This window comes from Paenibacillus taichungensis (assembly GCF_047302525.1).
In the GTDB taxonomy this organism is placed as follows: Bacteria; Bacillota; Bacilli; order Paenibacillales; family Paenibacillaceae; genus Paenibacillus; species Paenibacillus taichungensis_B.
In genome coordinates this window covers 6692570-6712804 of record NZ_CP168020.1, presented here as the reverse complement: position 1 = coordinate 6712804, position 20235 = coordinate 6692570, and the positions used below count along the sequence as shown (strand labels likewise).

The 20235-nt window shown below is 48.1% G+C and carries 13 protein-coding genes; 4 read left to right on the top strand and 9 right to left on the bottom strand.

Annotated features, from left to right (window positions below):
* Positions 1–108: 108 nt before the first annotated feature.
* The 6 genes from ACDJ58_RS30315 to uvrB all read right to left on the bottom strand — a co-directional run bounded on the left by ACDJ58_RS30315 (position 109) and on the right by uvrB (position 12515).
* Positions 109–2622: a DUF3656 domain-containing U32 family peptidase gene (locus ACDJ58_RS30315; protein ID WP_413374390.1), complete on the bottom strand. Its 2514-nt coding sequence runs from the start codon at positions 2620–2622 to the stop codon at positions 109–111.
* Between the two features lie 476 nt (positions 2623–3098).
* Positions 3099–4997 carry a stalk domain-containing protein gene (locus ACDJ58_RS30310; protein WP_413374389.1) on the bottom strand — a complete coding sequence of 633 codons (1899 nt, stop codon included), beginning with the start codon at positions 4995–4997 and terminating at the stop codon, positions 3099–3101.
* A 42-nt stretch (positions 4998–5039) separates the two neighbouring features.
* A complete protein-coding gene (locus ACDJ58_RS30305; RefSeq protein WP_413374388.1) occupies positions 5040–6206 on the bottom strand; it encodes a S1C family serine protease in 1167 nt (388 codons plus the stop codon).
* A 273-nt stretch (positions 6207–6479) separates the two neighbouring features.
* Positions 6480–6692 (bottom strand): hypothetical protein, encoded by a 213-nt coding sequence (locus tag ACDJ58_RS30300; protein ID WP_090903589.1) that lies wholly within the window; start codon positions 6690–6692, stop codon positions 6480–6482.
* Positions 6693–7012: 320 nt separating this feature from the next.
* Entirely contained in the window at positions 7013–9871 is a 2859-nt protein-coding gene (uvrA, locus tag ACDJ58_RS30295; RefSeq protein WP_413374387.1) for an excinuclease ABC subunit UvrA, read from the bottom strand.
* A gap of 652 nt (positions 9872–10523) precedes the next feature.
* Entirely contained in the window at positions 10524–12515 is a 1992-nt protein-coding gene (uvrB, locus tag ACDJ58_RS30290) for an excinuclease ABC subunit UvrB (protein WP_413374386.1), read from the bottom strand.
* 169 nt (positions 12516–12684) lie between these two features.
* Here uvrB and ACDJ58_RS30285 point away from each other — a divergent pair, with 169 nt between their 5' ends.
* Complete coding sequence (locus ACDJ58_RS30285; protein WP_072733566.1) at positions 12685–13482, top strand: flagellar motor protein; 798 nt, start codon at positions 12685–12687, stop codon at positions 13480–13482.
* Entirely contained in the window at positions 13466–14308 is an 843-nt protein-coding gene (locus ACDJ58_RS30280) for a flagellar motor protein MotB (protein ID WP_413374385.1), read from the top strand. Before ACDJ58_RS30285 ends, ACDJ58_RS30280 begins: the two co-directional genes overlap by 17 nt.
* Positions 14309–14499: 191 nt before the next feature.
* Here ACDJ58_RS30280 and ACDJ58_RS30275 read toward each other — a convergent pair whose 3' ends face one another.
* The 3 genes from ACDJ58_RS30275 to ACDJ58_RS30265 are packed head-to-tail and all read right to left on the bottom strand — an operon-like array spanning position 14500 to position 17808.
* A complete protein-coding gene (locus ACDJ58_RS30275; RefSeq protein WP_413374384.1) occupies positions 14500–15678 on the bottom strand; it encodes an ABC transporter permease in 1179 nt (392 codons plus the stop codon).
* Positions 15671–16861: an ABC transporter permease gene (locus tag ACDJ58_RS30270; RefSeq protein ID WP_413374383.1), complete on the bottom strand. Its 1191-nt coding sequence runs from the start codon at positions 16859–16861 to the stop codon at positions 15671–15673. The genes ACDJ58_RS30275 and ACDJ58_RS30270 overlap by 8 nt, the downstream gene beginning before the upstream one ends.
* Positions 16862–16872: 11 nt before the next feature.
* A complete protein-coding gene (locus ACDJ58_RS30265; RefSeq protein WP_413374382.1) occupies positions 16873–17808 on the bottom strand; it encodes an ABC transporter ATP-binding protein in 936 nt (311 codons plus the stop codon).
* A 395-nt stretch (positions 17809–18203) separates the two neighbouring features.
* Between ACDJ58_RS30265 and ACDJ58_RS30260 the strand changes: the two genes are divergently transcribed.
* Positions 18204–19478, top strand: coding sequence for a sensor histidine kinase (locus ACDJ58_RS30260; protein ID WP_413374381.1), 1275 nt, complete (start codon positions 18204–18206; stop codon positions 19476–19478).
* A gap of 19 nt (positions 19479–19497) precedes the next feature.
* Positions 19498–20184 (top strand): response regulator, encoded by a 687-nt coding sequence (locus ACDJ58_RS30255; RefSeq protein ID WP_413374380.1) that lies wholly within the window; start codon positions 19498–19500, stop codon positions 20182–20184.
* Positions 20185–20235: the final 51 nt, after the last annotated feature.

Sequence of the window (20235 nt, the reverse complement as noted above, 5' to 3'; positions counted from 1 at the left end):
GTATAGTTCAAGTCTCTTTTATAGAAAAAACCCCAAGAGCTCCGTAAAGCAGAGATTGGGGTTGCTTCATACTTCATGCCTGTTGCTGTTTGTTCCGGTTACGATCTATTATTTCACCAGTTGACCACGCGTTACGCCCAGCTGGTTTGTTGCTTTCAGTGTTTTCCAAACTTGTGTGCCACTGATCTCGCCACGCAGAGCACGATTGTACAGATCAATAACCTCGCGCACCTGCTCTGGGGATTCCTCCAGGAATTCCACACGGTAGCGGGATACACCCAGATCCATAAAGTTGGTCAGATATTCTGCACCGGATTGCTCCACCGCATTATACACGGTATTACGGCAACCTTCGTCCACACGTACCGGGTGAGACATGCCGATCCGGTCTTGCAAGGAAGCCCGGTGATCCTCACATGGACGTCCGCAGTTCGTAAAGTCCGTTCCTTCACTCATAAACGTACAGTACACACAGTGCTCGGTATGGAACATCGGCAGATGCTGATGAATAACGACTTCCGTCTGATTTGTACGGGAGTGTCCCAGCAAATCAACCATTTGCTGAATGTTGAGGTCATAAGAAGGAGTAATCCAGTCACAACCTGCTTCCAGGAACAATTCCACTGCTTTGTGATTGGCGATGTTGAGTGAGAAGTCACCGATCAATTCCGGGTGCTTCGCATCTGGGTTCTCCATCCGATGGCGCAAGTAGAAGTACAACGCACCCGTATTACGTACGAGCACAGCATCCGGCTGCAAACGCAAGATGTTGTTGTGATACCCGTTCTCGCCAGGCATATGAATGCGTGGTGTTGCCAACGCAATCTTGCGGCCTGCGGCACGAACGGCTTCCACTGCTGCCGGGAACTGCTTGATAAACTCGAAGTCGGCGTAGATCATGCCGACACCTGCTTCCAGCGCTGCCTCCACTTGTGGCAGGCTGCGGCAGAGCGCGGTCAGCTCCGCATGACCGCGGGCAACTGGCGATGCCGGTTTAACCGCATCGCCGTAGACTTCCACCGCCCGCTTCACGTAGACGGGCGGTTTAGGGCGCTCGCCCGCGAGTTGCTCCACCGCCTGACGGCGAATGTTATTCAACTCGCGCATCGGGATGATGACGTCACCGTGCAGGTTGACGTCCAATTCTTCCAGCTGGAACACGGTGCCGCCCAGACGTCCGAATTGCTCTTCGAGCAGTTCGTGCGTCATTGGACGCTTCTGGGCAATATCCAGTTCCATCTCGGAATTCACACGGACCGTCGTGCCCTTCTGCACGTCCGTCCACCATGTGCTAAGCGGCTGCCCTGGGCTGCCGATAACTTTTACGTTTACCGGGAAGATACGATAAGGCTTCTCGATTTCAAAGCTCTGACGCAGACGTTTGTCCAGCGCCGGATCATTCGTTTTCCATACTTTGTCGCCAACTTTCACGCGGCGCAGGTCCACGTCACTACGGCCTGGTACAACGTCCACGATCCAGCCTTCCTCTGCTTCGCCTTCAAGCTTCACGCCTTTGCGACGTACATCGTAGACACGCCCGCCCTCTTCCTTCTTCGTCGGATCTCCGGCATCAAATACGATTCCGTCTCCACGTTTAACGGGTGCATCGAGCTTCAGGACGACACCATCGCGCAATACTTGGTCTACACGACCCAGATAGACACCACGGCTTTTCGGGAACGTACCGTCAACGAGTTGTTTATTGTTCGTTCCATCCAGGAAACCGTGTGTGAATCCACGAGAGAAGCTCTGCTGCAATTCACGAACTTCTTCCTTACTCGGTGGAGTGTTATCTCCATCAAAGTAACGGTCGATCGCTTTGCGGTATTTACTAACCACGTTGGCCACGTATTCCGGCGTTTTGAGACGTCCTTCGATTTTAAAGGAAGTTACGCCCGCTTCGATCAGTTCCGGCATCAAGTCAATCGCAGCCAGATCCTTCGGAGACAGCAGATACGCCACATCGCCCATCGGTTTATGCTCGCCATCCACCATCAGGTCGTACGGCAAACGACAAGCCTGTGCACATTCCCCACGGTTGGCGGAGCGTCCGCCCCACATTTCAGAAGTCAAACATTGCCCGGAATAAGACACACACAATGCACCGTGTACGAATACTTCCATCGGCAACTTCGCCTGTTCTCCGATCTTCTGGATCTGCTTCAGGTTGTTCTCCCGTCCAAGCACGACACGTTCCATATCAAACGGCTTCGTAAACTCCACCGCTTCCGGTGACGTAATCGTCATTTGGGTTGAACCGTGAATCGGGAAATCCGGCGAGATCTCGCGGATCATTTTGACCAGACCCAAATCCTGTACAATCACGGCGTCCACACCTGCATCGACACAAGCGTCAATCAGTTCTTTGGCATCCGTCAATTCATTTTCAAAAATCAATATATTAAAGGTCAAAAAACCTTTTACGCCATAACTGTGCAAAAACGCCATAATCTCCGGCAGCTCGTCCATACGGAAATTGTTCGCCCGTGCCCGTGCATTAAATTTTTCGACTCCGAAGAAAATCGCATCCGCACCGTTCGCTACCGCCGAACGCATACAGTCCCAGTCACCTGCGGGTGCCAGAAGCTCAACGTCTTCTCTTCGTATTGTTGCTGTTTTCATGTGTATCCTCCCCATAACCGGCATAGCCGGATTTCATCCCTGTACCCTGTACGCTAAATCCTGTACCTTGATTCCATACACCTGCATTGTCACTGTATCGCTATATCTATACATTATGTCTGTATTGCCTAATTCCCAAGCCTACAGTCATTCTTATTTTTCAGAACAGCAGTCATAACTCCTGAACTAGTATAGTGTACCACTTCTGCAACGACTCTTCTACGCTTTCCTGAAAAAACCGTTTATCATTTTCATTTCCATTAAACTTTACACTAGACACTCCGATTGCAGTACCATCTTCCGATCGCTCGATAAACGCGTAGCATATGCTTCCGATGCAGCTTTCCTTCAGAAAGCTTGTAGCTTCGCTTCTTCAGATCGGTTCCGCACTCTTCGTTCCAGTGTAAATGTTCAATTCTCTTATATAGAAACCAAATAAACCGGAAGGTCTCTTGACCCTCCGGCATTGATCTCTCTTATTTGATAAAAGTAAATGAGTTCACGGCTTTTTCCAGCGCTGCTGCCTGCACTTCTGTCTTGTTGGCGTCATTCAGTCCGCTCGTAATCGTATACGTCGTTCCATTCTGTTCAAACACAATCTGACGTCCGGTATACGGCACACCATTGTCCACTTCATGATAGATAAAGGAAAACGCAGGCACACCCGCAAACGTCAACTCCTCACTGCTAAGCAACTTGAAGTTTTTACGCGTTTTGGTTGCTTCCGCATATGCCTCTCTAAGTTGACTGACGGTCATTTCAATGGATTTGTCCTCACTCGCGGCAATGGAGAATTGACCACCTGTGAAGGTATACACGACGGGAGAATACTCAAACCGATCATTGTACGGCGTCCAGTAACGTGGAATATCTACACTGTAATGATAACGTTTGGACGTTCGTGTCACAGATTTTGTTTTATCCGTCAAATACGGGTCTTCATCCAGTTGTCCGAAATTATCAGATACGGTATCAAAATCAATCTCAACACTCTTCATGATACTCTTAAACCATTCACGATCCTTCGTCTGCTCCTCAGGGAACGTATACTCAGCATAGTAACGATAGCCGTTTTTTTGCAAAAGAACATCGAACTCCGTCTGCCATCCATCTCCAAAGTTATAACGGAACTCATTCACCTCAGCAGTTTCGCCTGATACATCCATCGTATATGAACCTATCGGTTCATAACTTTCCGGCGTGAACGTCTCACGCATCCACTTGTCCAGTTGGCCGCTCCACTCTTTGACCGTCGCACCTTTCGGTGCAGATGTAACACGCAGCTGCAGATATGCACCATCTTTGGCTTCGTATATCATCTGTGTGTTGTCTATGGACCAACCTGCTGGAATCTTCAGTTCAATGCCATAATCGTCATTCCAGGTAGTGCGCATACCCTCATCCACGGTTGAAAGATCCTTAATTGTACGATCGGACTGTGCATAAGTAGGCTGGAATGAATTAAGCAGCACTGCACGTTTGCCCAGATCCTTGTAATTCAGTGCTTCATAATCGGCAAGGTATACGTCATATTGGCGACCATCATGGATATATTGGCGCATTTCCCATAATACCCCGTCCGCATCTTTAACCACAATCCGGGCATAAGGTATTTTCCCTTTGGCAATTGATTCCCGATCGAGCACGGTATCTCCGCTCTCTTTCGCTTCTTGAACAAGTTGCTGTAACAAATCATCCGAATCCAGACTCACATCCTGGTCACTCACGTACACTTCAAGATAATAACTGCTGTCCTCCGCGCCAAATGTCATCATACGCTCCTGCTCACCCGTTTGCAGAATCATGAGGTCGGATGGATAATTAATGGACCAGCCGTAATAACTGTTACCAATTCTCGTTTTGCCTTCGTCCAAATTAATGCTGCCCTCGTCCTCATCCGTCGATTCATCCGTTTGCAATAATCGAATGACCATTTCTCCAGAGCTACTTGGGGCAAGTGTAGCGCCAATCCCCGCGGCTACCGGGCGGAGTGGCACCATGAGCACGCCATTCACCATTTTTGGGGCAGCGCCCATCTCTTTTTTGACTCCATCCACCCAGGCAATCGAACTGCCAATTGTTAAGGTGACAGTATGCGGACCTTCCTTAACTTTGACCACATCATTCTTCTCCAGTCGGATCTCACTGCCAAAAGCCTTCTTGAATACACCGACAGGAACCATCGTAACCCCTTTGAACTTGTATGGTTTGGCGATTGCCTGCTTGCTGCCGTTAATATAGGCGCTCGTACTACCTGCTGTGATCCGCAACTCACTTGTTGTAAGATCGGATGCCCACACAGGCAATGTCGATCCAATGCTCAGCATCCCGGCTAACACACCCGTGCTTAGCACACGTAAAAATGATTTTTTCATTCCGTTCTTCGTCCTCTCTGGATCCGGATTGCTCGCCGGGCTTTATTGATCTTCATCTAAAGTGAACTGCTCATCTTCATCGTCTTGGATATCCGCTCGATCAGCAAGGACCACCGTACGAGTGACAATATCGCCGTCCGTTTGCATCAACAGTTTGATCTTCTGTCCTGGCACATACTTTTTAAGCAACTCATTGATATCCACCACAGAGGACACACGTGTGCCTGCCACACTGTATAACACATCTCCCTCTTTGATTTTGGCTTTCTTCGCTTGAGCTGACAGCACACCCGTAATTGTCAAAGGATCATCTGTAGGCAGGCCCACAATCGCTGACCAGCTCTCTTCCAGTTGCAGGCCAAGGCTTGCACGCTTGATTTTTCCGTATTCAAAGAACTGATTAATAATATATTGAACGGTATCTACTGGAATTGAAAATCCCATACTCTCGATACCCACTGCTGAAAATTTCATAGAGTTAATACCGACAACTTCACCTTTGAGGTTGACCAGCGGTCCGCCGCTGTTGCCTGGGTTAATGGCCGTATCTGTTTGAATCAACCGATAGGTGGCCTCCACTCCCCGATTAAGACCACTGATTACGCCCACTGTCGCCGAGTTACGCAAAGAGAAGGAAATCGGTGTGCCGATGGCAATGACGGTTTCTCCAACGGTTGTTTGTGAAGCTTTGGCAAAGGTCGCCGGTTTAAGAGATTTGGCATTAATTTTGATTAGAGCGATATCGCTTAACGGGTCACTGTATGTTTTGGTGATTTTATATGTATTGCCATCGGTCGTCACGACCAACGGATTGATTAATCCATCAACTACATGGGCATTCGTCACAATCCAGCCGTTGGAGCGGATGATCACGCCAGTGCCATGAGCCAGGTTATAGCGGTCCGATGTGACGCCATCCTGTGATTCAGTAGATTTGCCGATGATGCCTACAACAGACGGAGATACTTTTTCAATTACTTTCGGGACTGCTTCACTACCCTTATACTGAAACGTTCCAGATTTGGCGTCATATTGCCCACTTCCTCCGAGCGCTTTGACCAAATCCGTTGAACTAACATATACTTGTCCATCTACCACTTTGGCTTGCATACTTGATGAAGACCCCGCTGCTCCAGCCGTTGCTGCAACACTGATCGAGAGTACAGCAGCCATCAGCATGGCTACGCCCTTTTTCCCCAACACTCTCATTCTCTCACCTAACCCTCTCTATATATCCTCCGTTATGCAACCGAACCATATGATTCATTACTGAATCTCTTTCTCTATTATCTGCAATACCGGTATCCTCAAATTTAACATACAAATTATTCCTGTACAATCGCTTTAAGTCCTAATTTCTATAGAGAAGACCGTATTATCCGAACCACTCAGCAAAACACAAAAAAACACCCTCCTTAACTTCCCTGGAAAGTGTTTGTCTGTTCTTCTACTTGCTGCTTTCAAATAAGTTCAGCGTTGTCTCTACGAGCCAAACCAACCGGTAATCATGGCATAGTCCGTTAAAAGGAATACCAGCAGACTGACCACTGCAAATCCGATAGCAAACAAATTCTTCTTCGGTGCGCGAATCAGGCGGACCACTCCGATGAAAATCAGGATCGTAAATAAGATGACAAAAATATCAAACGCATTAAAATTCGAAGTACTCGCCGCGGCAGCTTCTGCAAACAGCATGGATAGACAGACCTCCTCACCATAGTTGAACAGCTAAACGCATACCCTAATATCTTCCTCTATGTTATCTGTACCCTGCTTGTAATGCAAGCCCTATCATCCAGAAAAATGAAAAAAATCCAGTTTGGCAGTAGATTGTTGGAATGCTTGCTCTACCGCATATGTAAACACTTTCACCGATGCCTGATTAAGATTGGCACAGCGGCACAATATCAGAAAACCCTTCTCCCCGGAAGAAGAGGACATCAGGTCATACATCGATGCCGCCTACTTCATGAAAAGAAGGGTTAGATATTCAAACAACCTGTAAACTGGAGCATTTACTCCGTTAATTGTAACGTCTTGCTTCGTTCCGTATCCCGCTCCAATACTGGTTTCAAATACTTACCTGTATAGGAAGCTTCCACTTTAATAATATCCTCTGGCGTACCTGTCGCAACAATGGTTCCGCCACCACTGCCACCTTCTGGACCCAGATCAACGATATAATCGGCTGTTTTGATAACGTCCAGGTTATGCTCGATAACCAAAACGGATTCACCAGAGTCCACCAGACGATGCAACACGTTCAGCAGACGATCAATATCATCCACATGCAGACCGGTCGTTGGTTCGTCCAAAATGTATATGGTTTTCCCCGTACTGCGACGATACAGCTCGGAAGCAAGTTTCACCCGTTGTGCCTCACCGCCGGACAAGGTTGTTGCAGGCTGTCCCAAGTTAATGTAACCTAGTCCCACGTCGAGTAAGGTTTGCATTTTGCGATGAATTTTCGGAATGTTCTCGAAGAACTGCGTTGCATCCTCTACCGTCATTTCCAGCACATCTGCAATATTTCTATTTTTGTATTTGACTTCAAGTGTTTCGCGATTGTACCTTTTGCCTTTGCAGACCTCACAAGGCACGTAGACATCCGGCAGGAAGTGCATCTCAATTTTGATAATGCCGTCCCCACGACATGCTTCACAACGTCCACCTTTAATATTGAAACTAAACCGGCCTTTTTTGTATCCACGCACTTTGGCTTCATTGGTCTGTGCAAACAGATCACGGATGTCATCAAAGACGCCTGTATACGTAGCCGGGTTGGAGCGTGGTGTCCGTCCGATTGGCGACTGGTCAATATCAATGACTTTATCGATATGTTCCAAACCCCGAATCTCTTTATGCAGACCTGGGCGTACCCGCGCGCGGTTCAAATCACGAGCTAGCGTTTTATACAAAATCTCATTAATTAGCGTCGATTTACCCGAGCCGGATACACCCGTTACTGCGGTAAATACACCCACTGGAATTTTTACATTCAGGTTTTTCAGGTTATTTTCCTTCGCTCCACGCACTTCCAGCCAGCGGTCCCCGACACTACGGCGTTCGGTACGTATCGGAATAAACTTGCGCCCACTCAGATATTGACCCGTTAACGAGTTCTCGTCATTCATAATTTCTTCCGGTGTACCCTGCGACATGATGGTACCACCGTGGATACCTGCCCCCGGACCAATATCGATAATATAATCGGCGGCCATCATCGTATCCTCATCATGCTCAACCACGATCAGTGTGTTACCGATATCCCGCATGTGAGCGAGTGTCGAGATCAGACGATCGTTATCCCGTTGATGCAGGCCGATACTCGGCTCATCCAGAATATACAGCACACCCATCAGGCTGGAACCAATCTGTGTCGCCAGTCTGATCCGCTGGGCTTCACCACCGGACAACGTTCCTGCAGCACGGCTCAGGGTCAGGTAATCCAGTCCTACGTTTACTAGGAAGCCGAGACGGCTGTTGATTTCTTTTAAAATAAGTTTGGCGATTATTTCTTCTTTCTCACTCAATTGCAGCGAATCGAAGAAACGACCAGCTTCTCCAATGGACAAACTTGTCACATACGCCATGTTGTGATCGTTAATCGTAACAGCAAGGCTTTCACGTTTTAGTCGCTGTCCTTTACATGTTCCACACGGCTTGGCACTCATATAACCTTCAATGAATTCACGGATACCTTCGGATGCTGTCTCACGGTAACGACGCTCCAGATTATTCACAATACCTTCAAAGGTAACCAGTGCTTCTTTCCGTTGTCCAAAATCATTCTCGTACCGGAAACGGATTTTCTCCGTACCTGTACCCAGCAAAAGCTTGTTCATTTGTTCAGCAGGGAGATCTTCTACAGGTACGTTTTGCGGAATGTTAAAGTGTTCGCATACCGACTTGAGGAACTGCGGATAATAGGTTGATGTGCCACCTGTCCACGCATCAAACGCACCGTCTTCAATTGTTTTGCTACGATCCGGCACCAGTAGATCCGGGTCAACAATCATTTTGACACCTAATCCATCACAATCCGGGCAGGCTCCAAATGGGCTGTTGAACGAAAACATGCGCGGCGCCAGCTCTTCAATACTGAATCCGCACACCGGGCAAGCAAAGTTGGAACTAAAACGCAGTTCTTCTTCACCCATAATATCTACCAGCAGCTGTCCACCGGACAGATTAAGTGCAGTCTCAATAGAATCGGCCAAACGTGATTGCACATCTTCCTTGATCACGATCCGGTCAACGACGACTTCAATCGTATGTTTCTTGTTCTTTTCCAATTGGATATCTTCGGACAGATCACGTAATTCCCCGTTCACCCGAACACGGACAAAACCTTGTTTGGAGATATCGGAAAACACACTTTTGTGTTCACCCTTGCGTCCCGAGACAATCGGTGCCAGAATCTGCAACCGGGTCCGCTCAGGATATTGCATTATGCGGTCAACCATTTGTTCTACGGTCTGGGAGCTAATTTCCACGCCATGATCCGGACAATGAGGATGTCCCACACGTGCAAATAACAGACGCAGGTAGTCATAGATTTCCGTAACGGTTCCGACGGTGGAACGCGGGTTACGACTTGTCGTTTTTTGATCTATGGAGATGGCCGGAGACAATCCTTCAATGGAATCCACGTCCGGTTTCTCCATCTGCCCCAGAAACTGCCGTGCATACGCAGACAAGGATTCTACATAACGTCGCTGTCCTTCGGCATATATTGTGTCAAAAGCCAGCGAGGACTTGCCTGAGCCACTAAGACCGGTTAATACAACAAAACGGTCACGCGGGATGGTGATATCAATGTTTTTGAGGTTATGCGCTCGCGCGCCTTTGATGACAATGTTCTCGCTCGCCAATGGTATTCATCCTTTCAAAATCAAAGTCAAAGTCTTTTCCATCCCTCCCAAACCCTCCCTTCCAAGGGAGGGCCCCAGAGGGCGCAGCCCTCTGGACACCCGAAACAGGCGGTGCATGGTGAATGGTCGGGTCTTGCTATGTGAAGGTTATCGTGTGCCCGCAGCTTCGTCCAAGGTCCCGGCCGATTGCCGGTCTCTTGGACGGCCGCTCTACAACGAGAGGACGCTCACGGCTTCGCCTCGCTCGCGATAAGTCGCCATTGCCTTCGGCTCGGCTCCCCTTGAACACCGGGACGCTCACGGCCTCGCCTCATTCGCGAAGGTCGCCATTGCCTTCGGCTCGGCTCCCCTTAAACACCGGGACGCTCACGGCTTCGCCTCGCTCGCGATAGGTCGCCATTGCCTTCGGCTCGGCTCCCGGGTACACGACTTCCAAATGTTTTCCTATAAACCTTTTAACCAATTTCAACTTTTCTATCAGTATAGACCTGATTTTACGTTTTCAACATGTCTAATTATCGGTAGATAGCACTAATTTCCTTACTCAACAAGAGAACGGCCACCCGGCCGTTCTCTTGTTGCAGATCTATCCTTGCTGCGACACATTCATTACTGTGCCTCTATCTTATATCTCTACAGTCTGCTTAATAAGCTATTCTGCGCGTAGTTCCAACAATGCATCACGAAGTTCAGCAGCACGCTCAAACTGCAAGTTTTTGGCTGCGTCTTTCATCTCTGCCTCTAGGCGCTGAATAAGCGACTGACGTTCCTTCTTCGACATCTTCTCGGCAGCGCCTGTAAGATAGTCTTTCTTGGATTCGGCAACTTTGGTGGCTTCAATCACATCACGCACTTTTTTGCGAATCGTCTGTGGTGTAATACCATGCTCTTCGTTATACGCAATCTGGATCGCACGACGGCGTTCCGTTTCCTTCATCGCCTTATCCATAGAATCTGTCACTTTGTCACCGTACAGGATAACTCGACCTTCACTGTTCCGTGCCGCCCGGCCAATCGTTTGGATCAGCGAACGTTCGGAGCGCAGGAAGCCCTCCTTGTCGGCATCCAAAATGGCTACCAAGGAAACTTCGGGTAGATCCAGACCTTCCCGGAGCAAGTTGATTCCGATAAGGACATGGAAAACCCCCAGCCTTAGATCACGCAGGATCGCCATACGCTCCAACGTCTTGATCTCGGAGTGCAAATAACGCACCTTGATTCCGATCTCCTTCAGATAATCTGTTAAATCCTCGGACATCTTCTTCGTTAATGTTGTGATCAGGACCCGCTCATCCTTCGCAATCCGGTCGTTAATCTCACCGATCATGTCATCGATCTGCCCCTTCGTTGGACGCAGTTCAATAATTGGATCAAGCAGACCGGTTGGACGAATGATCTGTTGCACCATCGTATCCGTATGCTCAATCTCGTAAGGACCTGGTGTCGCAGATACATAGATAATCTGATCCATCTTCCCTTCAAACTCATCGAATTTGAGAGGGCGGTTATCCAGCGCAGATGGCAGACGGAATCCGTGATCAACCAGTACAGTCTTCCGTGCTTGGTCACCGTTATACATCGCACGGATCTGTGGAAGAGTCACGTGGGACTCATCGACCACAATCAACATATCATCCGGAAAATAGTCCATCAGCGTGTAAGGTGTATCGCCTCGTTCGCGGAATGTCAGTGGGCCGGAATAGTTTTCAATCCCTGAACAAAAACCGACTTCTTTCATCATCTCGATATCGTACCGTGTACGTTGCTCCAGTCGCTGAGCCTCCAACAATTTCCCCTGTTCACGCAATACTTCAAGACGCTCTTCCAGTTCACGCTCAATATTCACTAGCGCAACCTTCATCGTCTCTTCCTGGGTTACGAAGTGAGATGCCGGGAATATCGCAATGTGCTCACGTTCCCCAACCAGTTCTCCGGTTAACACATCAATCTCCGTAATTTTCTCAATCTCATCTCCGAATAATTCCACCCGAATCGCATGTTCACCCTTGGATGCTGGAAAGATCTCAATGACATCGCCCCGCACGCGGAACGTACCGCGCACAAAGTTAATGTCATTTCGCTGATACTGGATCTCCACCAGACGGGACAAAATCTGATTGCGCGGTTTCTCCATCCCTACCCGCAGGGACAGAAGCATGCTGGAATAGGAGTGCGGCGAACCCAAACCATAGATGCAGGATACACTCGCTACAATAATGACGTCTCTGCGCTCAAACAATGAACTCGTAGCCGCATGGCGCAACTTATCGATCTCTTCATTGATACTTGAATCCTTCTCGATGTACGTATCCGAGGAAGGAATATAGGCCTCTGGCTGAAAGTAATCGTAGTAACTGACAAAATACTCAACCATGTTATTTGGAAAAAAGTCTTTGAACTCACTTGCAAGCTGAGCTGCCAGCGTTTTATTGTGGGCAATAATCAGTGTGGGACGTTGCAGCTTGGCAATCGTCTGTGCAATGGTGAACGTCTTACCTGTACCGGTTGCACCCAGCAGCGTCTGATATCTCTTCCCCTCCTGAACACCCTTCACCAATTCTTCAATGGCTGCAGGCTGATCACCTTGGGGAGAAAACTCTGATTCGATTTCGAACGTTTTGTCGCTCATTATAATATCGCTCATTGCCGTATCTCACCCTATCGTCTAAAATAATAGTCACTATATATTGTCGAAGTTCCCCGAATTAACATATGGGAAAACTTATATTAATAAGAATATTTGTTCCCGTTTAATTATACCTCGTCTATGCAAGTGATGCAATCGCGAAGTAAAGATAGGAGTGGGTTAATTTATGGATATTGCGACACTTATCGGCATTATTGCCGGGATTGCCGCAGTCATTAGTGGTTTCTTATGGGAAGGTGGTCAATTATCCGGTCTGATGCAAAAGACGGCTGCTCTAATTGTATTTGGTGGAACGATTGCCGCAGTTGTTGCCAGTTTCCCTGCACATCGGCTGCGTACGATTCCTGCTGCCCTCCGCATGGCCTTTGGGCGTAACAACAATGACTCAAGCCAGTGGGTTGAAGAACTTGTAGATATGTCTTCAATCGCTCGCCGCTCAGGCGTGCTTGCACTGGAACGAAAAGTAATGGACCATCCGCATCCATTTTTACAAGATGGTATTCAGATGGTTGTCGATGGCACAGATCAGGATGTTGTTCGCCAGATCATGGAGATGGAGATTGATTCCGTCGAACAAAAATATGAAGGCTATGCCAAAATTTTTGAATCAGCAGGCGGTTATGCACCAACGATGGGTATCATTGGTACCGTGATGGGACTTATTCAGGTACTCGGCAGTCTGACCGACCCTACCGGACTCGGACCAGCAATTGCTGTTGCCTTTACCGCAACCCTTTACGGGGTCGCCAGTGCCAATCTTATCTTTTTACCCATTGCTTCCAAAATTAAATCCCGTGGAGCAGACGAAATTCAAACGATGGAAATGCTGCTCGAAGGCGTACTATCCATCCAGAACGGGGAAAACCCTCAGCTTGTACGTAAACGGCTCGAGTCCTTTACACTTACTCACCGCCAGATTACACGTCCTGTAGTGAAGGAGGGATTGGATGAGTCGGCGCAGTAAACGGCGCGGAAAACGTGAACCTGGAGATCATCGAGATCGCTGGATGATTACCTATGCCGATCTCATTACCCTGCTACTGATCTTTTTTGTGATCATGTATGCCATGAGCCATCTGGATTCTGGTAAATACGATGTGGTTACTCAATCGTTACAAAATACATTTAACCAATCCAACTCCCTGCTTGATCAAGGTGAAGGCGTTGGTGGTACAGCTGGACAAGCTATTACCAAGAATCCGCCTTCCCAGATTCAGGGCGAAGATCCCGGAGAAGGCGAAGGACCCTCTTCCGGGTCCGAGACAGATAAACCAGATGATGACGATCAGCCACTTACGGAGCGTGAAGAGCAATTCAGATCACAGGAGCAGGAGCTGCAAAATCTATTCAATGTGATTACCCAGTATATCGAGGACAATAAACTGGAAAATCAGATTTTTGTTGCGGACAAGCCGCAAGGTATCTCTATCACACTAAGTGACCGCTTCCTGTTTGATCAGGGACAAGCCGCACTCAAAAGCGACGCTGCACCCACACTGAGCAAATTGGCAAGCCTGTTCCGTGATCTGAGCACAGTTGTCAGCATTGAAGGACATACGGACAACGTTCCTGTTGGGGCGAATGCTACCTATAAAGACAATTGGGAGCTTTCCGGTGAACGCGCACTGTCTGTATTACGATTTTTTCTCGACAAAGAAAAGCTTGACCCTGACGGTTTTCAATATGCAGGATACGCGGATACCCGCCCAACTGGGGATAATACCACCGCCGCAGGGCGGCAAAAAAATAGACGTGTGGAAATCACCGTCTTGCGTCAACTCCAGCCTTAATCTTCAACATTTCGTATGAAGCATCCTTGCTCTATTATAAAAAGCACGTTCTTACTGAATTCGATTCAGCAGAACGTGCTTTTTTTTTTATAATTCTAATTTTTATTGCTAAACGACAGATCCCTTATTTTCTTCGTTTTACAGTAATGGCACGCGATATGATCACCTTCATCATACAAACGATTCACACATTACGCATCTACACCTGGCTGGCTGGGACGAAGAATCGCAGAACCGACCGTCAGCAAAATGGCTGCCATGCCAAACAGTATCAGCAGCGGCAGTGCAATGTCCGACAACGAACCGCCAGCAGAGATCGTTTCCACCGCTTGAATTGCCCATTTCTGCGGAACAAAATTAGCGAGTTTTTGCATATAATCCGGCATGATCGACAGCGGCCAGAAACAGCCGCCAATCATACACGTCGGTGTGATAATCAGTGAATTCAGCATGTTTGCATTTTTGGATTCACGAATCAAGCCGGTAACCGTACTCGCAATCCCCATGGAGACCAGCATAAATGCGGCCAGAATGAGAAGGTGGATGGCAAATGGAATCCCCGCATCATAATGAAGCACCCATCTGCTAATCCCCAGTACCAAAACAATTTGGATCAAACCGATCGCAAAACTCCCCAGAAAATTGCCCAATGCGATTTCATAGGCGCGGACCGGAGCCGTGTAGACTCTTGCCATCGTCCGCTGCCTGCGGTCTTCCATAATAACAGCAACTGTACTGGTCAGCAGACCCATCATGAACATGATCGTAAATCCGGTCACGTTGTTCAGACCCGGTTTGGGATATATCTGCAGCTCAGTTGCTTCACCCGAAATTTGATGTTTGCCCAGTTCAAGTAACAACTCTTTAAATTTTGCTTCTGCCAGAGTTGGATCAGGAGTCTCACCCGAAGCCGCATCTGTCGCTGCCAATACTGCCGAAGCAGATTGTTTCAATCCCGCCGCCAAACCTTCAACCGCAGCTCTCAGCGTATAGGAGCTTTCACTGACACGAAGTTCTACCAGTTGGACTTCAGGCTGTTTGTCTTGCAATAAATTATCCGTATAATGCGCCGGGATAACGAGTCCTGAACTCCCCCTTTGCTGCGCAATGGCTTCCTTAACTTCCGCAACGTTGTTCATGGGCTTGAGCAGATATTCCTCTTTGCGGCCAAGCTCATCCAAGATCCATCTGCCTGCTGCACCCTGATCCTCGTTTACATAAGGAATGACTGCACGTGTTCCCTCCTCGCTCCCAAACAGCGCAATTGTTCCTGTGACGACAAGGCAAGGAAGAAGAAAGAATGTGATGAAACCCCGTTTGCGCAATATCGTGCGCCGGATCATCAACCAGGCAATATTCAGGCTATTCATAGCGATATCCCGCCTTTCTATAGATCAGTCCCGCTGCCGCCACCATTACCGCACATACCGCACCAAGCATCATGATGCTGTACATAATCTCACTTATGGGAGCGTTCAGCATCATCCGCAGAAAACTTTGCAGAGCCCAGTGATTTACCGTAAATTCGCTTATTCGCTGTACAAAACCAACGGCAATGGGTGTAAATCCACCGCTAATAAACGTCATGGCAATAATGATGCCTTGGAGAGCGGCACTTGCCGATGCGGCATTTTTGCAAACCAGTGCAACGATCACGCCGAGAGTCATGGAAGCCAGCGTAATCAGCACACAGATCAGGACAATCAGCCAGGGATGTGTGCCCCAGTTCACACCATATAACCAATGCGTCATCAATACGATGATGATGGCCTGCATGAAAGCAATCAGGCTGTTGCCTGCAATTTTCCCCGCAAAAATGACCCCATTGCCGATTGGAGCTGCCTGTAAGCGAGTTAGCGTTTTTTTATCTCTTTCACCAAATAGGCTGTTGCTGGTTGTCATGCCCGAATAAAGCATGAACATGGCGAGCATGGAAGCCGCATAATATTGTGAAGCACTATAAGAGGTGCCCACTTCTCCGGGACTGTTGACGGCTATATATGAAGTGCTCGCGCTATTGGTCTGTGAATGCTCAGCCATTGCAGCTACTGCGTCAGGACCTAACACTTTCGCCGCAGCGACCTGTCTGTTCAGTTCATCCGTGAACCGCGTAAACAAAGTCTGACCTACGACATTGAGCGTGCCATCTTTCCCCAGTATCCATTGCAACCTTGCCTCTTCCCCTTTCATGATCTGCTCTTCCAGATCTGATGGAACTATTACGGCAAAATCCAGATCACCACGTCGCAGTGCGTTTACAGCCTCTTCTTCCGTAGACATGTTCTGCGCCTTCATCATGTCGGCTACCGCCGGGGATGTTACAAATGTATTTAGGGCTTTGCTGATCGCTCCCGAACCGGAATTCTCTTCTGTTTGAATAATCCCTACTCTCACCGGGTCAGGAATGGCTTCTTTTGCCGTTCCCATTGTACTGGAAAGTGCAGTACCCAATATAAAGATGAGCAGCAGCGGCAGAATAAATAGATTCAGCAGAACCGAGCGAATTCTCAGAATCCGTCTTAACTCAAAAATGCAAATATGCCACATGTTCATCTGAGATCCTCCTAGTCCCGAAGCGTACGTCCGGTCAGATTGAGGAAGAGCGTTTCCAGATCAGGCTCTTCGACCTTGAGCGATTGAATGGAGATCTCATGTTTGCTGCAAATGAAGAGCATATCCTGTAGGTCCTGCTGTGCAGAAGGCAGCGTAACGGTCAATGTATCGTCTGATACTTCTACCGCCCGCACACGGGGATGAAGTTTTAACTCCTCCACAACATCGGGACCAATGCCCGAAGTGGTGAGCACTATTTTTTCCTCAGATGCAACCCGTTCTCTCAGCTCTGCTTCGGTGCCGCAGGCAATGATGTGCCCCTGATCCATAATCGCTACCCGGTGACTGATTGCGGCAACTTCCTCCATGTAATGACTTGTATAAATGATGGTTGACCCCATTTGATTAAGCGTACGGACCGACTCCAAAATATGATTCCGCGATTGCGGGTCAATGCCCACTGTTGGTTCATCCATAATGATTAAATCCGGCCGATGCATAATGGCACACGCAATGTTCAGCCTGCGTTTCATACCGCCAGAGAAAGTGGACGGGGCATCCTTCGCTTTGTCCTGCAAACCTACAAATTCGAGGGATTCCTGCACTCTTTCTTTAAGCATTTTTCCACGGAGTCCATATAATCGGGCAAAAAAAGTTACATTCTCCGCAGCGGTCATCGTTTCGTATAGAGCCAGATCCTGCGGTACCAGCCCAATTTTACGTTTCACTTCAAGCGGCCGTTCCTTGACCGATATGCCATCCAACCGAATTTCACCTTGATCCATATTTAAAAGACCGGCAATCATGCTAATGGTGGTACTTTTCCCTGCTCCATTGGGTCCAAGCAATCCAAAAATCTCACCTTTACCGACACTCAGATTTAAATGATCCACTGACAGCTTGCTACCGTATCGTTTCACGACATGATCCACTTCAAGCATAGCCATAGATTATACACTCCTCTTCCGCCCAGCTTCCTGCGACTGGATTTCATATCTGTATTGTAACGAATTGTGATCTTCTGCGAAGGTACGAAAGGTCATGAAAAAAAGGTGACTTAAGTCATCTTCGGATGGGAAAACTGCCTATGATATAATCGACATATATAAGTTGAACTAAAGAATATCTACACTTGCCACTCCGATGACAGAACAACCTTCCGATCGCTGTTATCCCCAGATTTTTTGGATTTCCTTTTTCAAAGGGGAAAATCCGGGGATAAAGGCGAACGCTCCGCTTCTTCAGGTTGTTTCTGTCCTCTCCGTTCTCGTGTAAATTTTTTGTTCAATTTATTACCGGAAGGTATACCTTCACTTCTAAAAATAAAGGATGTCTCTGACATATGCCGATGCGGTTGCTGCAATACGGTTTACTCATAGTTCCTGCAGTCCTGTACGTTCTAGTGCTACCACTGGAACAAGAAGATAGCTATACTCTCTATATTATCATTGCGCTAGGACTCGCGGTGTGGAAAGACTTCACCCGTTCAGGTATGCAGCGTTTGCTGCTCGTGGCTGAAATCCTCTTCAGCTGCTGGCTGATCGCTCTATATGGCCCATTTATGTTTTTCCTCTCCTTATCTGCGCTTTATGTGTACATGTACAGATTGGATGGGACCCAGCGCTGGTTAATGCTCGCAATTCAGCTTATCGCCAGCAATATCGCGTTACATTGGTACTACGCCCCACCACAGGAGCTTCATACATGGCTTACACTTCACACAAACACGGCCATTCCTTTTAGCTTCACCCAAGAGACAGTCGCTCGGGTTGCAGGTAACTTGCTCCTGCTCATCACCTCAACACTCTCTTGGCAGGGGTCTAGAAGCGCGAGCAGCCGTGGGCAGCTTGAACAGGTGTATGATGAGCTGCGCAGTAAACATTACGAGCTTCAGGAGGCACGCGAACAATTGCTGCAATTCACGAAGCAACTTGAAGGAGCGGCACAGGTTGAGGAGCGTACTCGGATATCCAGGCAGCTTCATGATGATATTGGTCATCGCCTGATTCGCACCAAAATGATGTCTGAGGCAGCCCTCCTGACCCTCCCTATACATCCTGAACAGGGCACGGAAATGGTGAGACAGATTCGGGATCAATTGGCCGCCAGTATGGATGACATGCGAACCACGCTTCACAAATTGCGGCCTGACTCTTATATATCCGATGCCTACGCACTAGATCGTCTGCTTGAAGACGTTGGCCGGGAAACGGGTGTGAAGACGCGTTACGAAGTGCGAGGGCATTCACATGTACTCTATCCCAGTATGCAGATTGTCTTGTACAAAAATGCCAAAGAGGCCCTGACCAATGCACTCCGTCATGGAAATGCCACTACGATTACTGTGGAACTGGAATTTGGAGAAAGAGAAATCTGTATGTCCATCAGCAACGCTGGGAAGATCCATACCCTTTCCTCCAAGGAACAAACGAAAGGAAGATATGAAAGATCTCGTGCTAACCCGGGCGTAAAGGCAGAGTCTACAGGACTCGGCATGGGACTTGAAGGAATGCGCCTACGCACACAGTTGGTTGGTGGGAAACTAGAAATCAAGTCGGACTATCCCTATACGGTGATTACACGCCTACCCATGGCGAACAAAGCTGAACTGATTTGAAAAAGGAAGTGATTTGCTTATGTCTGACCATGATTTAAATAACTCGAGCCATTCTGTCCAACCTCAGTCCATTCGGCTGATGCTTGCAGATGATGATTCCTTTATCCGTGAAAGTCTCAAAGTCCTTCTTGGACTCGATCCCGGCATTAACGTTACAGGTACAGCTTCAAACGGACGAGAAGCTCTGGAACTGCTGGAGTCAGGAACAACTGCCGACGTTGTACTTATGGATATTCGTATGCCAGATTGTGACGGAGTTGAAGGTACCCGAATCATTAAAACACGTTTCCCTGACGTGCGTGTACTGATGCTTACCACGTTTGACGATGATGAGTACATTATCCAGGCTTTGCAAAACGGGGCCAGCGGTTATTTGCTCAAAAATGTGCCCCCTGACCGGATCATTCAGGGCATCAAGACTGTACATAACGGGGATATGTTGATTCATCCCGATATTGCTCGTAAGCTCGCGAGTCTGCTCCGTCCTGCTGCAGCACCTCAGTCACATGAACCCATTGACTCTTACGGATTAACCCGTATGGAACTGGCTGTTGCAGAAGCTATATCAGAAGGGCTATCCAATAAAGAAATTGCCGCAAAACTATTTCTGAGCGAAGGTACTGTCAAAAACTATGTTACGGATATTCTCGGCAAACTTAGTTTGCGTGATCGGACTCAAATCGCCATTTTTATGTTGAAAAAGTAGCAAAAAGGGTATTTCCCTCGCCTGATATGGCGGAGGAAATACCCTTTCTTC